General features: G+C 68.9%; 15 protein-coding genes, 1 tRNA gene and 1 pseudogene. 8 read left to right on the top strand and 9 right to left on the bottom strand.

Translation table 11 applies throughout. From position 1 onward, the window contains the following. Nucleotides 1-114: 114 nt before the first annotated feature. The gene (locus B9N75_RS05480) at nt 115-612 is read left to right on the top strand and encodes an MmcB family DNA repair protein (protein WP_085217884.1); all 498 of its coding nucleotides are present in this window, start codon (nt 115-117) and stop codon (nt 610-612) included. A gap of 3 nt (nt 613-615) precedes the next feature. On the opposite strand, the gene B9N75_RS05475 is transcribed toward B9N75_RS05480, so the two are convergent. Then, nucleotides 616-1,221 carry an ankyrin repeat domain-containing protein gene (locus B9N75_RS05475; RefSeq protein ID WP_244552445.1) on the bottom strand — a complete coding sequence of 202 codons (606 nt, stop codon included), beginning with the start codon at nt 1,219-1,221 and terminating at the stop codon, nt 616-618. A 49-nt stretch (nt 1,222-1,270) separates the two neighbouring features. On the opposite strand from B9N75_RS05475, the gene B9N75_RS05470 reads away from it, so the two are divergent. Genes B9N75_RS05470 through B9N75_RS05460 form a run of 3 tightly spaced genes read left to right on the top strand, consistent with a single transcriptional unit; the run spans nt 1,271 to nt 2,992 of the window. After that, nucleotides 1,271-1,882: an SCO family protein gene (locus B9N75_RS05470; protein WP_244552444.1), complete on the top strand. Its 612-nt coding sequence runs from the start codon at nt 1,271-1,273 to the stop codon at nt 1,880-1,882. Beyond that, on the top strand, nt 1,879-2,304 hold the full coding sequence (locus B9N75_RS05465) for a YcgN family cysteine cluster protein (RefSeq protein WP_085217882.1): 426 nt from the start codon (nt 1,879-1,881) through the stop codon (nt 2,302-2,304). The genes B9N75_RS05470 and B9N75_RS05465 overlap by 4 nt, the downstream gene beginning before the upstream one ends. After that, a complete protein-coding gene (locus B9N75_RS05460) occupies nt 2,282-2,992 on the top strand; it encodes a M48 family metallopeptidase (RefSeq protein ID WP_244552443.1) in 711 nt (236 codons plus the stop codon). The genes B9N75_RS05465 and B9N75_RS05460 overlap by 23 nt, the downstream gene beginning before the upstream one ends. Here the strand turns inward: B9N75_RS05460 and B9N75_RS05455 are convergent. After that, complete coding sequence (locus tag B9N75_RS05455; RefSeq protein ID WP_085217881.1) at nt 2,944-3,489, bottom strand: thiamine phosphate synthase; 546 nt, start codon at nt 3,487-3,489, stop codon at nt 2,944-2,946. The two genes, B9N75_RS05460 and B9N75_RS05455, sit on opposite strands and share 49 nt — an antisense overlap. Before the next feature lie 22 nt (nt 3,490-3,511). Here B9N75_RS05455 and B9N75_RS05450 point away from each other — a divergent pair, with 22 nt between their 5' ends. Continuing rightward, complete coding sequence (locus B9N75_RS05450) at nt 3,512-4,174, top strand: YggS family pyridoxal phosphate-dependent enzyme (RefSeq protein ID WP_244552442.1); 663 nt, start codon at nt 3,512-3,514, stop codon at nt 4,172-4,174. Further along, nucleotides 4,171-4,863 (top strand): HAD family hydrolase, encoded by a 693-nt coding sequence (locus B9N75_RS05445; protein WP_085217879.1) that lies wholly within the window; start codon nt 4,171-4,173, stop codon nt 4,861-4,863. Before B9N75_RS05450 ends, B9N75_RS05445 begins: the two co-directional genes overlap by 4 nt. Nucleotides 4,864-4,896: 33 nt before the next feature. On the opposite strand, the gene ribA is transcribed toward B9N75_RS05445, so the two are convergent. The 4 genes from ribA to B9N75_RS05425 all read right to left on the bottom strand — a co-directional run bounded on the left by ribA (nt 4,897) and on the right by B9N75_RS05425 (nt 10,013). Continuing rightward, on the bottom strand, nt 4,897-5,934 hold the full coding sequence (gene ribA, locus B9N75_RS05440; RefSeq protein WP_085217878.1) for a GTP cyclohydrolase II: 1,038 nt from the start codon (nt 5,932-5,934) through the stop codon (nt 4,897-4,899). Beyond that, on the bottom strand, nt 5,931-6,740 hold the full coding sequence (locus tag B9N75_RS05435; protein ID WP_085217877.1) for an exodeoxyribonuclease III: 810 nt from the start codon (nt 6,738-6,740) through the stop codon (nt 5,931-5,933). Before B9N75_RS05435 ends, ribA begins: the two co-directional genes overlap by 4 nt. Before the next feature lie 224 nt (nt 6,741-6,964). After that, entirely contained in the window at nt 6,965-7,591 is a 627-nt protein-coding gene (locus B9N75_RS05430) for a LolA family protein (RefSeq protein ID WP_244552441.1), read from the bottom strand. A gap of 76 nt (nt 7,592-7,667) precedes the next feature. Beyond that, nucleotides 7,668-10,013, bottom strand: a complete 2,346-nt coding sequence (locus B9N75_RS05425) for an FtsK/SpoIIIE family DNA translocase (RefSeq protein ID WP_085217876.1) — start codon at nt 10,011-10,013, stop codon at nt 7,668-7,670. Between the two features lie 127 nt (nt 10,014-10,140). Between B9N75_RS05425 and B9N75_RS05420 the strand changes: the two genes are divergently transcribed. Then, a complete protein-coding gene (locus B9N75_RS05420; protein WP_085217875.1) occupies nt 10,141-11,361 on the top strand; it encodes an FAD-dependent monooxygenase in 1,221 nt (406 codons plus the stop codon). A 128-nt stretch (nt 11,362-11,489) separates the two neighbouring features. Here B9N75_RS05420 and B9N75_RS05415 read toward each other — a convergent pair. The 3 genes and pseudogenes from B9N75_RS05415 to B9N75_RS05405 all read right to left on the bottom strand — a co-directional run. Beyond that, nucleotides 11,490-11,648: pseudogene (locus B9N75_RS05415) on the bottom strand (Trm112 family protein); the annotation flags it as partial. Continuing rightward, a complete protein-coding gene (locus B9N75_RS05410) occupies nt 11,645-12,274 on the bottom strand; it encodes an LON peptidase substrate-binding domain-containing protein (protein ID WP_085217873.1) in 630 nt (209 codons plus the stop codon). The pseudogene B9N75_RS05415 and the gene B9N75_RS05410, both read right to left, overlap by 4 nt. Beyond that, complete coding sequence (locus tag B9N75_RS05405) at nt 12,274-13,170, bottom strand: tetratricopeptide repeat protein (RefSeq protein ID WP_085217872.1); 897 nt, start codon at nt 13,168-13,170, stop codon at nt 12,274-12,276. The genes B9N75_RS05410 and B9N75_RS05405 overlap by 1 nt, the downstream gene beginning before the upstream one ends. A 180-nt stretch (nt 13,171-13,350) precedes the next feature. Here B9N75_RS05405 and B9N75_RS05400 point away from each other — a divergent pair. After that, nucleotides 13,351-13,425 (top strand) — tRNA-Gly (locus B9N75_RS05400). The last annotated feature ends 62 nt before the right edge of the window (nt 13,426-13,487 follow it).

Genomic DNA, 13,487 nt, shown 5'->3' with positions numbered 1-13,487 from the left:
CCCCCTGGAAGCGGCCGACCTCCCCCCACCCCAAGGCCGTTTCCAACCTCGAAAGCCGTCGCCGGCCTTGCCGCGGCGGCTTTCGTTCGTTCCCGTTTCATTCTATGAAGCGGCATGGCCAGCCAGCCCCACGCCATTTCGCCCGATTGCTTCGCCGACGAGCCGCCGATCGCGCGGGATGTCGCGCGCGGGGTGACGCGGCTGTTCTTCCGGCAGGATATCCACGCGCTGTGCGAGGTGCCGCTGCCCAACGGCCGGCGCGCGGACATGATGGCGATCTGCGGCCAGGGGCTGCTCACCATCGTTGAGATCAAGGTTTCGCGCGCGGACCTTATGGGCGATCACAAATGGCCCGAATATCTCGATTATTGCGACCGCTTCTTCTGGGCGGTGCCGGCGGGGTTCGGCCTTGCCGATTTCGACGGCGCGGCGCTGGGGCCGGAGGTTTCGGGGCTGCTCGTCGCCGATCGCTACGACGCGGCGGTGATCCGCGATGCGCCGCTCAGGAAGCTCGCGCCCGCGCGGCGCAAGGCGGAGACATTGCGCTTCGCCCGCCGCGCCGCGCGGCGGATGGCGGGGGTGCTCGATCCAGGGCTCGACGGCCTCGACTGAGAATCAGAAGACCGGGCCGACCTGAGTCTTGGGCTTGGCCGCGGGCGATTCGAGCTCGCGGACTATCGCCGCGGCGCGGCCGTCGCGCTTGGCATAGTCGATCGCCGAATAGCCCGCGATGCTGTCGGTGCGCTTGGGGTTGGCGCCGGCGGCGAGCAGCAGCCGCACCATCGCGAGATCGCGGTTGTGGACCGCCAGGATCAGCGGCGTCTCGCCGCGCTGGTTGGGCCCGTCGACCGAGGCGCGGTTGGAAAGCAGGAGTTGCGCGCCGTCGACCCAGCCGACCTGCGCGGCGAGCGCCAGCGCGGTGTTGCCTTCGCGGTCCTGCATGTTGGGATTGGCGCCCTTGCCGAGCATGAACGACGTCCAGGTATAATCCTTGTCGCGCACCAGCAGGTGAAGTGCGCCATTGCCGCTGCCGTCGCGCGCGGTGAGCACGGTGGAGCCGGGCTGGCGAACGAGTGATTCGGCCTCCTCGCCCTTGCGCTTCTTCACCGCCTCGATGAACTTGAACCCGTCCGAATAGCTTTGCGCCGAAACGGCGGCGGGCATCAGCCCGGACGCGAGCAGGAGGCCGGCGAGCGCGCCGCGGAAATACCCGGTCTTCACGATGAACTTCCCCAACAATCGCGACTTGATCCCGCGCATCTAGCAAAGCATGGCTGGCGGCACCATGAACGATTATCGCCCCTTCGCCATGCTGGCGCTGCTCTTCGCGCTGCTGCTTTCCGCCTGCTCCGGTGCTTCCGAGCGGGGTGATCCGCCGCTGAAGGGCGCGCGTGTCGGCGGGCCGTTTACGCTGGTCAACCAGGACGGGCAGACCGTCCGCGACAGCGATTTCAAGGGCAAGTACCGCATCGTCTATTTCGGCTACACCTATTGCCCGGACGTCTGCCCGGTCGACATGCAGGCGCTGGGGCAGGGCCTCAAGATGTTCGAGAAGACCGACGCCGCGCGCGCCGCCAAGGTGCAGCCGATCTTCATCTCGGTCGATCCGGAGCGCGACACGCCGGCGGTGATCAAGGAGTTCGTCGCAAATTTCCACCCGCGCTTCATCGGCCTCACCGGCACGCCCGAGCAGCTCGCCGCGAGCGCCAAGGAATTCGGCGTCTATTTCGCGCGATCGGGCGATCCGGCGGCGAAGGATTATCTCGTCGATCACACCAATATCGCGCTGCTGATGGGGCCGGAGGGCGAGCCGATCGCGATGCTGCCACACGACAAGGGGCCGGGGGCGGTGGCTGCCGAACTGCAACGCTGGGTGGAATGAACTTCTGGGAAAAGCCGCTGGCATCGCTCGACCGCGCCGAGTGGGAGGCGCTGTGCGACGGCTGCGGCAAATGCTGCCTTCACAAGCTGGAGGACGACACCACCGGCGACGTCTTCCCCACCAACGTCGCGTGCAAGCTGCTCGACCGGCGGAGCGGGCAGTGTGGCGATTACAGACGCCGCAAGGCACACGTCCCCGACTGTATCACGCTGACCCGCACGACGCTTTCCACCTACGATTGGCTGCCGAAGACCTGCGCCTATCGCCTGCGTGCGGCGGGCGAGCCGCTGCCCGATTGGCATTATCTCGTCTCGGGCGACCGCGAGGCGGTGCACCGCGCGGGCGAATCGGTGCGTGGCTGGACGGTGAGCGAGGTCGATGTCGGCGATCTCGAGGATCATGTCGTCGACCGCGAACTCTGATCTGGTCCTGCGACCGAGCGCGCGGGCGCGGGTGATGCGGCTGAGCGTCGATCCGCGCACCGGCGGCGTGGTACTCACCTATCCGCGTCGCGTCTCGGCGCGGCGGGCGATGGCCTGGGCGGACAGCCAGCGCGGCTGGATCGACGCGGCGGTGGCGCGCGTGCCACCGGCGATCGCGCTGACGCCGGGAACCGATATCCCGTTGCGCGGCACGCCGCACATCATCGACTGGAGCGAGGGACGATCGCGCAAGATCGCGGCGACGGACGGGCGCATCGCGGTCAGCGGTCCGCGCGACAATCTGGAGGCGCGGCTGCTGCGCTGGCTGAAGCGCGAGGCACTGGCGGTGCTGACCGAGGAAACGCATGATTATGCGCGCGCGGCCGGCGTGGCCGTGAGCCGCGTCGGTGTTGGCGATTCCGTTTCGCGTTGGGGAAGCTGCTCCTCATCGGGCGCGATCCGCTATAGCTGGCGGTTGATTCTGATGCCCGATCGCGTTCGCCGCGCGACGGTGGCCCACGAAGTGGCGCATCGCATACATATGCATCACGGGCCCGACTTCCACGCGCTCGTCGCCGATCTGTTCGAGGGCGATTCTCGCGAGGCGCGCGCCTGGCTCAAGGCGCATGGCGCCGGGCTTCACCGCATCGGCCGCGCCGCGAACGCGTCGATCCCCGCCCAGCCATAAGCCCCCAGCGCTTCCGCCTCGCGGCCCCGGTCTTCGTTCATCCCGCCGAGCGCGATAACCGGCTGTTCGGCCTCGCGCGCAATCTCAGCGAAACGCTCGGGGCCTAGCGGAGCGGCGCCGGGATGCGAGCGCGTTGCGAACAGCGGGGAGAGGAAAACGAAGTCCGCACCGGCCGCCTCAGCGGCGCGCAAATCTTCCAGCGCGTGGACCGGCGCGCTGCGCCATCCTTCGCCGCGCCGCTGGCTATCCCGATTGTGACTTCCGTCCGCGCCCCATTCGGCGGCGAGCGCGTCCGGCCCGGCAAGCAGCAGCACGGCATCGCCCGCGGCGGCGCGGACGCGATCGAACAGCGTGCGTCTCTCGACCGGCGCGAGGCTGTAATGGCGGAAGACGATGCCGCTGCCCGGCGGCAAGCTCGCGACGATTTCGAGCAAAGCGCCGCCCAGCCGTTCGTCGGTCATCAGCCAGCGTTTCGGCAGAGGGTGGCGGCGGGGCATGACGCTTTCTATAGCAGCGCCGATGGATGACGCATCGGCAAGGCTGGAGGACGTGCGGGCGCGGATCGCACGCGCCGCGAAGACGGCGGGGCGCGATCCGGCCGGCGTGACTCTGATCGCGGTCTCGAAGACGCAGGGCGCCGATGCGATCGCGCCGCTGATCGCCGCCGGCCAGCGCGTGTTCGGCGAGAATAGAGTGCAGGAGGCGGCGGAGAAGTGGCCGCAGCTTCGCGCTGCGCATCCCGATGTCCGGCTCCACCTCATCGGCCGGCTCCAGTCCAACAAGGCGGACGAGGCGGTGGCGCTGTTCGACGCGATCCATTCGGTCGATCGCCCGTCGCTCGTCGCGGCGCTGGCGAAGGCGATGGACAAGGCGGGGCGGCGGACGGATTGCTTCCTCCAGGTGAATATCGGTGACGAGCCGCAGAAAGGCGGCTGCGCGGTCGCCGATCTGCCGGCGCTGATCGAAGCGGCGCGCACTGCCGGCCTGCCGGTCGCCGGGCTGATGTGCCTGCCCCCGGCCGACGTCGAGCCCGCGCCTTACTTCGCGCTGATGGCCAAGCTCGCACGGCGGCATGGCGTCGCCGGGCTCAGCATGGGCATGTCGGCCGATTACGAGACCGCGGTGGCGATCGGCGCCACCCACGTCCGCGTCGGCACCGCTCTGTTCGGAGCGCGCGATTGACCTTCGAAGGCTTGATTTTTGACTTCGACGGCGTGCTGCTCGAAAGCGAATATGCCGGCAACGCGCAGATGGCGGCCTTCCTCACCGAAGCCGGGCATCCGACGCGGGTGGAGGATGCGCTCAGGCACTTTACCGGCCTCGCGGGCGACGCCTTCGTCGCGGCGGTCGAGCGCTGGATTGATGCGCCGCTCCCCGCGGGTTTCGCCGAGGCGCGGGACGCGGAGGACCAGCGCGCGATGAGGGAAGGGCTGACCGAAGTCGCGGGCGCGATCGCCTTTGTGCGTTCGCTGCCTGCTGACCTCCCCCGCGCCATCGCCTCATCGAGCTCGAGCGCATGGATCCGCGCACATCTCGATCACCTCGGCCTCCGCGACGCGTTCGAGCCGATGATCTTCAGCGGCCGCGAGCATGTCGCCAACGGCAAGCCCGCGCCCGACATCTATCTTCACGCCGCCGCGGCGATGGACGTTCCGATCGAGCGCTGCCTCATCATCGAGGATTCGGCGGTCGGCGCGAAAGGCGCGGTCGCGTCCGGCGCGACGGTGGTGGGCCTCTGCGCAGGCACCCACTGCGCCCCCGACCACGCCGACATGCTCCGCTCTCTCGGCGTCCAGCAAATCGCCCACAGCTTCGATGAGGTTGCGACCTTTCTGATCTCCGGCGAAAGCCGGAGCCCGGCCGCCGGATAACGCCGAGAGTGGGCCCCGGCGTGCGCCGGGAACTCAGAGCTGATGCCCGCTCTTTCGCCGTTTGGCGTCGAGATAGGCGCTGTTGTGCGGGTTGGGCGGGATGGCGAGGGGGACGCGTTCGGGGATCGCGATGCCTTCGGCTTCCAGACCTGCCACCTTGCGCGGGTTGTTGGTGAGTAGGCGGATGCGGTTTTGACCGAGCAGGCCGAGCATCGCGGCGGCGACCGAGAAATCGCGCTCGTCGTCGCCGAAGCCCAGGCGGAGGTTGGCGTCGACGGTGTCGAACCCCTGATCCTGCAGCGCATAGGCGCGCAGCTTGTTGACCAGGCCGATGCCGCGCCCCTCCTGGCGGAGGTAGAGGAGGATGCCCCAGCCGCCGTCCGCCATCGCGGCGAGCGCGTGGCGAAGCTGCGGCCCGCAATCGCATTTGAGACTGCCGAGCGCGTCGCCGGTGAGGCACTCGCTGTGCAGGCGGACGAGCGGCGGAGAGCCGCTTGGCGATCCGATCAGCAGCGCGACATGTTCGGCCGCATCGCCGACCGAGCGGAAAGCGACGATCTCCGCCGTCTCCGCCACCGCGACGGGGAGGCGCGCGCGCGAGGCGATGCGCAGATGATCCGCCTCACGATACGCCATGACGTCATCGGCCCCGACTGCCGCCTCGCTGCCGGCGCCGCCGACGAACAGCGCTGGCAGCAGCCCCGCAAGCCGGGCGAGGCGAAGCGCCGCGTTCGATTCCGGGGCGGCGGGCATCGTGCGGAATGGACCCTTGAGCGGCGTTGCAAGGTCGCGCTGCGGATCGGCGATCGCGGTCGCGGCGGCGAGGTCGATCCACGGCGCACGCGCGATCCGCACCGGGCCGGTCGGCGTCCCCTCCCGCTGGTTGGCCAGCTTCAGCGTCGCCGCGCGATTGCCCGAGATGAGGAGATCGGCCGGCGTCTCGGCATCGAAGGATGCGAGGCCGCCGTCGTCGGCCGTCTCGATCGCCAGCACGGAGAGCCCGTCCACCGCCACGGGCCAGCCGCGCCGCAGCGCATCGACCGCGCGGGCGACGGCGCGCGGATCGCTCACACGTTGAACTCGGTGACGAGCGGGATGTGATCGGACGGCCGCTCCCAGCTCCGGCAGCTTTCATGGACGGCATGGCGCACCGCAGTCGCGGCGACATCCTTGGTCGCCCACATATGATCGAGCCGGCGGCCGCGATCGTTGCGCGTCCAGTCGGGCGAGCGATAGCTCCACCAGGTGTGAAGCCGCCCTGGCGCGGGGTGGAAGTGGCGGCCGAGATCGACCCATTCGTTGCTCTGCTGCAGCCCGGTCAGCGCCGCGACCTCGACAGGCGTGTGACTGACGACGTTGATCAGCGCCTTGTGGCTCCAGACATCGCATTCGAGCGGCGCGACGTTGAAATCGCCGACCATGATGGTCGGCCGCTTTGTCGTCTCCGACCAGCGCGTCATCCGTTCGAGGAAGTCGAGCTTTTGGCCGAACTTGGGGTTGAGCGCGCGATCGGGGATGTCGCCGCCGGCGGGGATATAGACATTTTCCAGCCGGATCCCGCATTCGAGATCGACGCCGACATGTCGCGCCTCGCCATTCGCCTGCCAGTCATGCTTGTCGACATTGGCGAGCGGTAGGCGGCTAAGGATCGCGACGCCGTGGTGCATCCGCTGCCCGCACAGCACCATGTGCTTGTAGCCGAGCCGCTGGAACAGATCGCGCGGGAAGGCGTCGTCCATCACCTTCGTTTCCTGGAGGCATAGGATGTCGGGCTGCTCGGTGCGAAGGAATTGCTCGACGATCCCGGCGCGCGCGCGCACCGAATTTATGTTCCAGGATGCGATCTTCAGGTTGGATTGCGGATCGGGGCGGGACATGGGGGCGATGTAGCCGCGCGGCCCCAAAAAGGTAAGGCCCCCGCTCCGGGGGCGTGGAGCGAGGGCCAACCTAGCGTTTGCTACGCGAGGTCAATTGCAGGAGCCCGGTCGGGAAACAGGGGGAAAACCCGGTTACAAGCCCTGCAATTGCAGCCCTCCTATTAGGCCCATTTTCCTGTCGCGCCGATGAATGGCGTTAACAATTTCGTTCAGAAACCGAAAAATCAGCCGCGCGGGCCACGGTTGGGCCGCGGGTCGGTCCAGCGGAAGGCGGAATCGGCCACTGCGACGTTGAATCGCTGGTTGGTGAGCTTGATCGTCGAGCGATTGTTCTGCGCGTCGATCGTCGTCCAGCCCTGCAGCATCAGCCCCTGCGGCGCGCTCGGCACCTTGGCGAAAGCGATGGTAATGGTTCCGAATTCGGGCCGCTGACGGTCCTTCGCCTCGACCAGAAGCACCTGGCTGTCGTTGCGCGTCACCTTGGCGACGCCGCGCAGATCCTTGTCGGGGTTGAGCAGCACCGAGAGCGGCGAGGTGCCGATCGGCCAGCGCGACACCTGCTTCACCTCATAATCGATGAAGGTCAGCGCCTTGCCGTCACCGACGATCAGCATCGGGATGCCCTTGGCATATTCGAAGCGGACGCGGCCCGGCCGCTTCATGGTGATGGTGCCAGTCAGCGTGCGGCCGTTGCGGCCGGTCTGCGCGAAATCGGCGGTCATCGTATCGACCGCCTTCAGATGGCCCTGCGCCTGCGCCAGCGGCGACGTCTGCTGCGCCGCGACGGGCACGCTCAGCACCGCCGCTGCGGCGGCCAGGAAAAGGGTGCGCGAAACGCTGCGCGTCATCATCGTCTCCGAACTGTTACGGGGGCGTGTCTAGCAATCCGGGTTGAATGCCCACTGAACCCCCACGGTTCCGCGGGGTTCAGATCGGATGTCCCTCGGGGTCGATCAGCACTTCGCGGCGGCCGACGTGGTCGGGGGCGCTGACCTTGCCTTCTTTCTCCATCCGCTCGATCAGCCGCGCGGCATTGTTGTAGCCGACGCGGAGCTGGCGCTGGAGGTAGGAAGTGGACGCCTTCTGGCTCTCCGCCACGGTCTGCACGGCCTTGCGGTAGAGCTGCGCCTCGGGGTCGTCGTCGCCGACCGGCTGGCCTTCGAACATATAGCCGCCGTCCTCCGGCTCCTCGGTCACCGCCATCACATATTCGGGATGGCCCTGGCCGCGCCAATGTTCGGCGACGGCGCGCACCTCCTCGTCGGAGACGAACGGGCCGTGGACGCGTGCGATCTGCTTGCCGCCAGGCATGTAGAGCATGTCGCCCTTGCCGAGGAGCTGCTCGGCGCCCTGCTCGCCCAGGATCGTGCGCGAATCGATCTTGGAGGTGACGGCGAAGCTGATCCGCGTCGGCAGGTTCGCCTTGATGACGCCGGTGATGACATCCACCGAGGGGCGCTGCGTCGCCATGATGAGGTGGATGCCGGCCGCGCGCGCCTTCTGCGCCAGCCGCTGGATCAGGAACTCGACCTCCTTGCCCGCGGTCATCATCAGATCGGCAAGCTCGTCGACCACCACCACGATCTGCGGCAGCACGTCGTAGTCGAGCTCCTCCATCTCATATTTGGGCTGGCCGGTTTCCTGATCGTAGCCGGTCTGCACGCGGCGGCCGAGCGTCTGCCCCTTCGCCTTCGCGTCGCGGACTTTGGCGTTGAAGCTGGAAAGCGCGCGTACCCCCACCGACGCCATCATCCGGTAGCGCTCCTCCATTTGCTCGACGGTCCATTTGAGCGCGCGGATCGCCTTCGCGGGCTCGGTGACGACCGGCGACAGGAGGTGCGGAATGTCGTCATAGACGCTGAGTTCGAGCATCTTCGGGTCGATCATGATCATCCGGCACTGCTCGGGCGTCAGTCGGTAGAGCAGCGACAGGATCATGCAATTGAGCCCGACCGACTTGCCCGATCCGGTGGTGCCGGCGACGAGCAGGTGCGGCATCGGCGCGAGATCTGCGATCACCGGATCGCCGGCGATATTCTTGCCGAGGATCAGCGGCAGCGAGGCGACCTGATCCTCGAACGCATCGCTCGACACCAGTTCGGACAGCGACACCATCTCGCGCTTGGTGTTGGGCAATTCGATGCCGATCACGCTGCGGCCGGGGATGGTGGCGACGCGCGCAGAGAGCGCGGACATGTTGCGCGCGATGTCGTCGGCAAGCTGGATGACGCGGCTCGCCTTGATGCCGCTCGCGGGTTCGAGTTCGTACATGGTGACCACCGGGCCGGGGCGGACCTCGACGATCTCGCCCTTCACCGAGAAATCCTCGAGCACCGATTCGAGCAGGCGGGCGTTGCGCTCGAGGCTGGCCTTGTCGAGCCGCGCCTGCGGCTGCGCGGGCGGCGGGGTGAGGAGGTCGAGCGTCGGCAGCGTATAGGCATCGCCCAGCGCGAGCGAGGATTGGCGCTCGCGCTGCGGGCGGCGGGTCTTGTCGGGCTGCCGCGGCCGATCGGCGATGACGGTGCGCGGTGTGTCCTTGGCGGCGATGACCGGCTTGCGCGGCGCGGCATCCTCCGCCTCATCCTCCTCGTCGAAGAAGTCGTCCTCGATCGGATCGTCGCGGAGATCGGCGATGCGGCGCGGCGCGCGTTCGCGGCGGGCGGCCATCCAAGCTCGCTCCTCGGCGCGGAGGCCGAGGCCCATGTAGAAGAGAAAGAGGCCGGCGATCGCGAGCAAGCCGACGACGACGAGGCGGAAGGGCTCGGCGATGCCGGGCTCGCCGATGAGGCCGAGGCCCAGTTCGATGAGCTTGGCGAAGGTCAGCCCGAACGCGCCGCCCCACCCCGCCGGAAGCCCGTTGACCGCACCGCCGAACAGCAGCGCGACCGCGGTGCCGACCAGGCTGATGCCGGCGAGCGTCACGAGCAGCGCGCGGCGCCAGCTGCCTGCATCGGCGGAACGGGCGACGCGCAGGCCGATGAGCATCACCAGCGGCAGCGCAAGGCCGATCGCGGGGCCCCACAGGCTGAGTAGCAGATCCGAAGCATAGGCGCCGGGCGCTAGGATCCAGTTGCGCACCGGCCCTGCGGCCGACGTGTTGAACGCGGGATCGGATGGGTGATAGCTGACCAGAGCCAGCGCGGCGAGCAGCGCGGCGAGGATGAGCCCGCCGCCGGCGACCAGCGCGACCGTGCGGCGGAACGCGCGGTCTATCCCCGCGCGCCGCTTCGCCGCTTCCTGCTGCTGTCGGCTGGATCGCGCCGCCGTCGCCATGTCCTCGTGCCCGCTATGTTCCCCGGCCACCTCATGCGCCCTCGCGGACTCCCCGGTCAAGCGCGGCGGGCGGTCATGGCGTCGCCGGGCGCTTGGCGTTGCTCCGCTGCATCGCTAGACCGGAGCGATGGAACGCGCGGACGTCATCATCCTCGGCGGCGGGCTCGTCGGCCTCACGCTTGCCATCGCGCTCGACCGGCACGGCGTTTCGACCATCGTCGTCGATCCGGCCGATCCTGCGAGCCAGCTTGCGCCGACCTATGACGGGCGCGCGACGGCAGTGGCGAGCGCATCGTGGCGGATGCTCGAGGCGATCGGCGTCGGCGCGCGGCTGGAGGGGATGGGCTGCGCGATCGGCGCGATCCGCGTCAGCGATGGCCTCAGGCCCGGCGGGATCCTGTTCGAGACGCCCGAGGACGACCGCCCGCTCGGCATCATGTTCGAGAACCGGCTGATCCGCGCGGCGCTGCGCGAGACCGCGCTCGCATCGGAGAATCTGACGCTGCTGATGCCCGCACGTCCGGCCGAGGTGGTACGCGACGGCGCGGGCGCGCGGGTGACGCTGGCGGACGGCCGCACAATCGCGGCGCCGCTGATCGTCGGGGCGGAAGGGCGCATGTCGCCGACGCGCGAGGCGGCGAACATTCCGCTCGCGCGCTGGAGCTACGATCATACCGCGATCGTCGTCACCGTCACGCACGAGACGGATCACGGCAACACAGCTTACGAGATCTTCTACCCGGCCGGGCCATTCGCGATTCTGCCCATGCTGCCGGGTGAGGACGGGCGCCACCGCTCGGCGATCGTCTGGTCGGTGGCCGCCAAGGACGGGCCGGCGGTGATGGACCTGCCGCCGCGAGCGCTGGCGGCGGAGGTGGAGAAGCGGATGGGCGGCTTCCTCGGCGCGGTCGAAATCACGGCGCCGCGGTTCAGCTACAAGCTCGGCTTTCACCATGCGGCGACGATCACCGGCGAACGGCTGGCGCTGGTCGGCGATGCGGCGCACGGCATCCATCCGATCGCGGGCCAGGGGCTCAACCTCGGCTTCCGCGACGCCGCGGCGCTCGCCGAAGTGATCGTCGAGGGTGCGCGCATCGGCATGGACCTGGGCGATGCCGCGCTGCTCGAACGCTACGAGCGGTGGCGGAGCCTCGACACTTTCATGGTCGCCGCCGCGACCGACGGGCTGACGCGGCTCTACGGCGTGCCGGGCCGCGCCGCCTCAGTCTTGCGCCGGTTCGGGATGGGCGTCGTCGAGCGCGTCGGGCCGCTCAAGGACCGGCTGATGGCCGAAGCCCGCGGCGAATCGGGCGAACTGCCGCTGCTGCTACGCGGGCTTCCGATCTGATCCTCCCCTGCGCAAAGCGCAGGGGAGGGGGACCATGCGCAGCATGGTGGAGGGGCAACTCGGACTCAGCAGACCCCTCCACCGTCCTTCGGACGGTCCCCCTCCCCCGGCTTGCCGGGGGAGGACCTTAAGGAACGCGCTTCCTCGGCCAGCATCACCGGCACGCCGTCGCGGATCGGGAAGGCGAGGCCGGCGGCGTCGGAGATCAGTTCGTCGCCCTCGTGCCGGAGCGGCGTGCGCGTCAGCGGGCAGACGAGCTTGGCGAGCAGCGCGGGATCGATGCTCATTGCAGCGTCGCGGGGCCGTCGGCGCCGCCGGGCATCATGCGCTGGAACTGCATGAACTGGACGAGGAGGTCGGCGCGATGGGAGATGTCCGGCGCTTCGATCAGCGCCTGCTTCGATCCGGTGTCGAACGGCGCGATCTGGGCGATGCCGTTGACCAGCATCTCGTCGTCGAGCCGCGCGACCGCGCCCCAATCGACCGCATAGCCGAGCGCATCGGCATAGCGCCGCGATTCCTGTTCCAGATCCGCGCGCAGCGAGATGGCGAGCGGCTCGGGCTCGTCGTCATCGGCGGTGAAGGCGGATCGATCCGCGTCGATCTGGCGATACGGCGTCTCGACCTCGGCCTCGCGCGCGATGCGGAAGCGGGTCAGCCCCTCCAGCACGATGTTGAACCGGCCATCGTCGAGCGCCTCGGAGGCCTCGATCCGGCCGATGCAGCCGACGGGGAACAGCCCCGGCTTGTCCTTCGCGTCGCGCGGCTGGACCATCGCGATGAGCTGGTCGCCCGCCATCGCGTCGCGCACCATCGCCCGGTAGCGCGGCTCAAAGATGTGCAGCGGAAGTTGCGCGCGCGGGAACAGCAAGGCGCCCGCCAGCGGGAAGACGGGGACGCGCAGCAGGCTCATCAGGTGAAGAGGATCGCGGAAAGGCGCCGCCGCTGCGCGCCCGCCCAGGGATCTTCGAGGCCGACGACTTCGAGCAATTGCAGGAAGCGCTTGCGCGCCGCGCCCTCGTTCCATTCGCGATCGCGGCGGACGATCTCGAGCAGATGGTCGGCCGCGGTGTCGCGATTGCCGGCCGCCATCAGCGCCCCGGCCAGCTCGAAGCGCGCCTCGTGATCGTCGGGATCGGCGGCTACGCGCGCTTCCTGCGCCGCGGTGTCGGCACCCGCAGGCGCGGCGGCGGCGAGCTCGAGTGCGGAACGGGCGCGCTGCACGGCCGGATCGGCCGCCGTCGCCTCGGGCAGCGCATCGAGCGCGACGCGCGCATCGTCGGTGCGCCCGTCGGCGATCAGCGCGCGGGCGAGCCCGGCGATCACCTGGGGCTTGTCGGGCGCCATCGCGCGGAGCTGCTCGAATATCGAGACGGCGCGGGGGCCATCGCCCTCGGCCAGCACCGCCTCGGCCATCTCGATCAGCGGCGCGAGCTCCGCCTCCGCCGCCTGCGCCTCACCCTGCACGGGAAGCTGGGCGAGGAGCTGGTCGAGCATCCGGACGAGCTGGCTTTCGGTGCGCGCCGGCGTCAGATCAGCAACGATCTGGCCCTGGAACACGGCGTAGACTGTGGGGATCGACTGGACGCGGAACTGCGCGGCGATCGCGCGTTCCTCGTCGACATTGATCTTGGCGAGCCGCACGCCGCGATCGGCATGGTCGGCGGCGACCTTTTCCAGCACCGGGGTGAGCTGCTTGCACGGCCCGCACCATTCGGCCCAGAAATCGAGGATCACGAGGTTCGTCATCGACGGCTCGATCACGTCGCGCTTGAACCGCTCGATCGCCTCGCGTTCCTCGGCGGTCATTCCCAATGTCGCCACTATCGCACTCTCCTTGCGTCGCGGCCTGTATGTGGTGTTCCGCCCCGCGATGCCAAGCGCAATCGGGGGCTTGCCGCCCCGATACAAGGGTGCTAGCAGCCCGCCTCACCTGACAGGCCGGAAGGCCGCGGCACCGCCGCGATCCTCCCTCCGGCCCAGCTTTGAGCGGGCGTAGCTCAGGGGTAGAGCACAACCTTGCCAAGGTTGGGGTCGAGGGTTCGAATCCCTTCGCCCGCTCCAGTCTTCTCAATGACTTACAAGCGACTGTGACGGCGATAGCGAGAATCGCCCCACTGTATCCC

The sequence above is a fragment of the Allosphingosinicella indica genome (assembly GCF_900177405.1).
In the GTDB taxonomy this organism is placed as follows: domain Bacteria; phylum Pseudomonadota; class Alphaproteobacteria; order Sphingomonadales; family Sphingomonadaceae; genus Allosphingosinicella; species Allosphingosinicella indica.
The sequence above is the reverse complement of the archived record's forward strand: the minus strand, read 5'-3'. Positions and strand labels throughout refer to the sequence as shown.

What these genes read in the sequence shown, in the direction of transcription:
- B9N75_RS05480 (WP_085217884.1), top strand. Translation starts at nt 115, where the DNA reads ATGGCCAGCCAGCCCCACGCCATTTCGCCCGATTGCTTCGCCGACGAG.
- B9N75_RS05470 (WP_244552444.1), top strand. Translation starts at nt 1,271, where the DNA reads ATGGCTGGCGGCACCATGAACGATTATCGCCCCTTCGCCATGCTGGCG.
- B9N75_RS05465 (WP_085217882.1), top strand. Translation starts at nt 1,879, where the DNA reads ATGAACTTCTGGGAAAAGCCGCTGGCATCGCTCGACCGCGCCGAGTGG.
- B9N75_RS05460 (WP_244552443.1), top strand. Translation starts at nt 2,282, where the DNA reads ATGTCGTCGACCGCGAACTCTGATCTGGTCCTGCGACCGAGCGCGCGG.
- B9N75_RS05455 (WP_085217881.1), bottom strand. Translation starts at nt 3,489, where the DNA reads ATGCCCCGCCGCCACCCTCTGCCGAAACGCTGGCTGATGACCGACGAA.
- B9N75_RS05450 (WP_244552442.1), top strand. Translation starts at nt 3,512, where the DNA reads ATGGATGACGCATCGGCAAGGCTGGAGGACGTGCGGGCGCGGATCGCA.
- B9N75_RS05435 (WP_085217877.1), bottom strand. Translation starts at nt 6,740, where the DNA reads ATGTCCCGCCCCGATCCGCAATCCAACCTGAAGATCGCATCCTGGAAC.
- B9N75_RS05430 (WP_244552441.1), bottom strand. Translation starts at nt 7,591, where the DNA reads ATGATGACGCGCAGCGTTTCGCGCACCCTTTTCCTGGCCGCCGCAGCG.
- B9N75_RS05425 (WP_085217876.1), bottom strand. Translation starts at nt 10,013, where the DNA reads ATGGCGACGGCGGCGCGATCCAGCCGACAGCAGCAGGAAGCGGCGAAG.
- B9N75_RS05420 (WP_085217875.1), top strand. Translation starts at nt 10,141, where the DNA reads ATGGAACGCGCGGACGTCATCATCCTCGGCGGCGGGCTCGTCGGCCTC.
- B9N75_RS05410 (WP_085217873.1), bottom strand. Translation starts at nt 12,274, where the DNA reads ATGAGCCTGCTGCGCGTCCCCGTCTTCCCGCTGGCGGGCGCCTTGCTG.
- B9N75_RS05405 (WP_085217872.1), bottom strand. Translation starts at nt 13,170, where the DNA reads ATGACCGCCGAGGAACGCGAGGCGATCGAGCGGTTCAAGCGCGACGTG.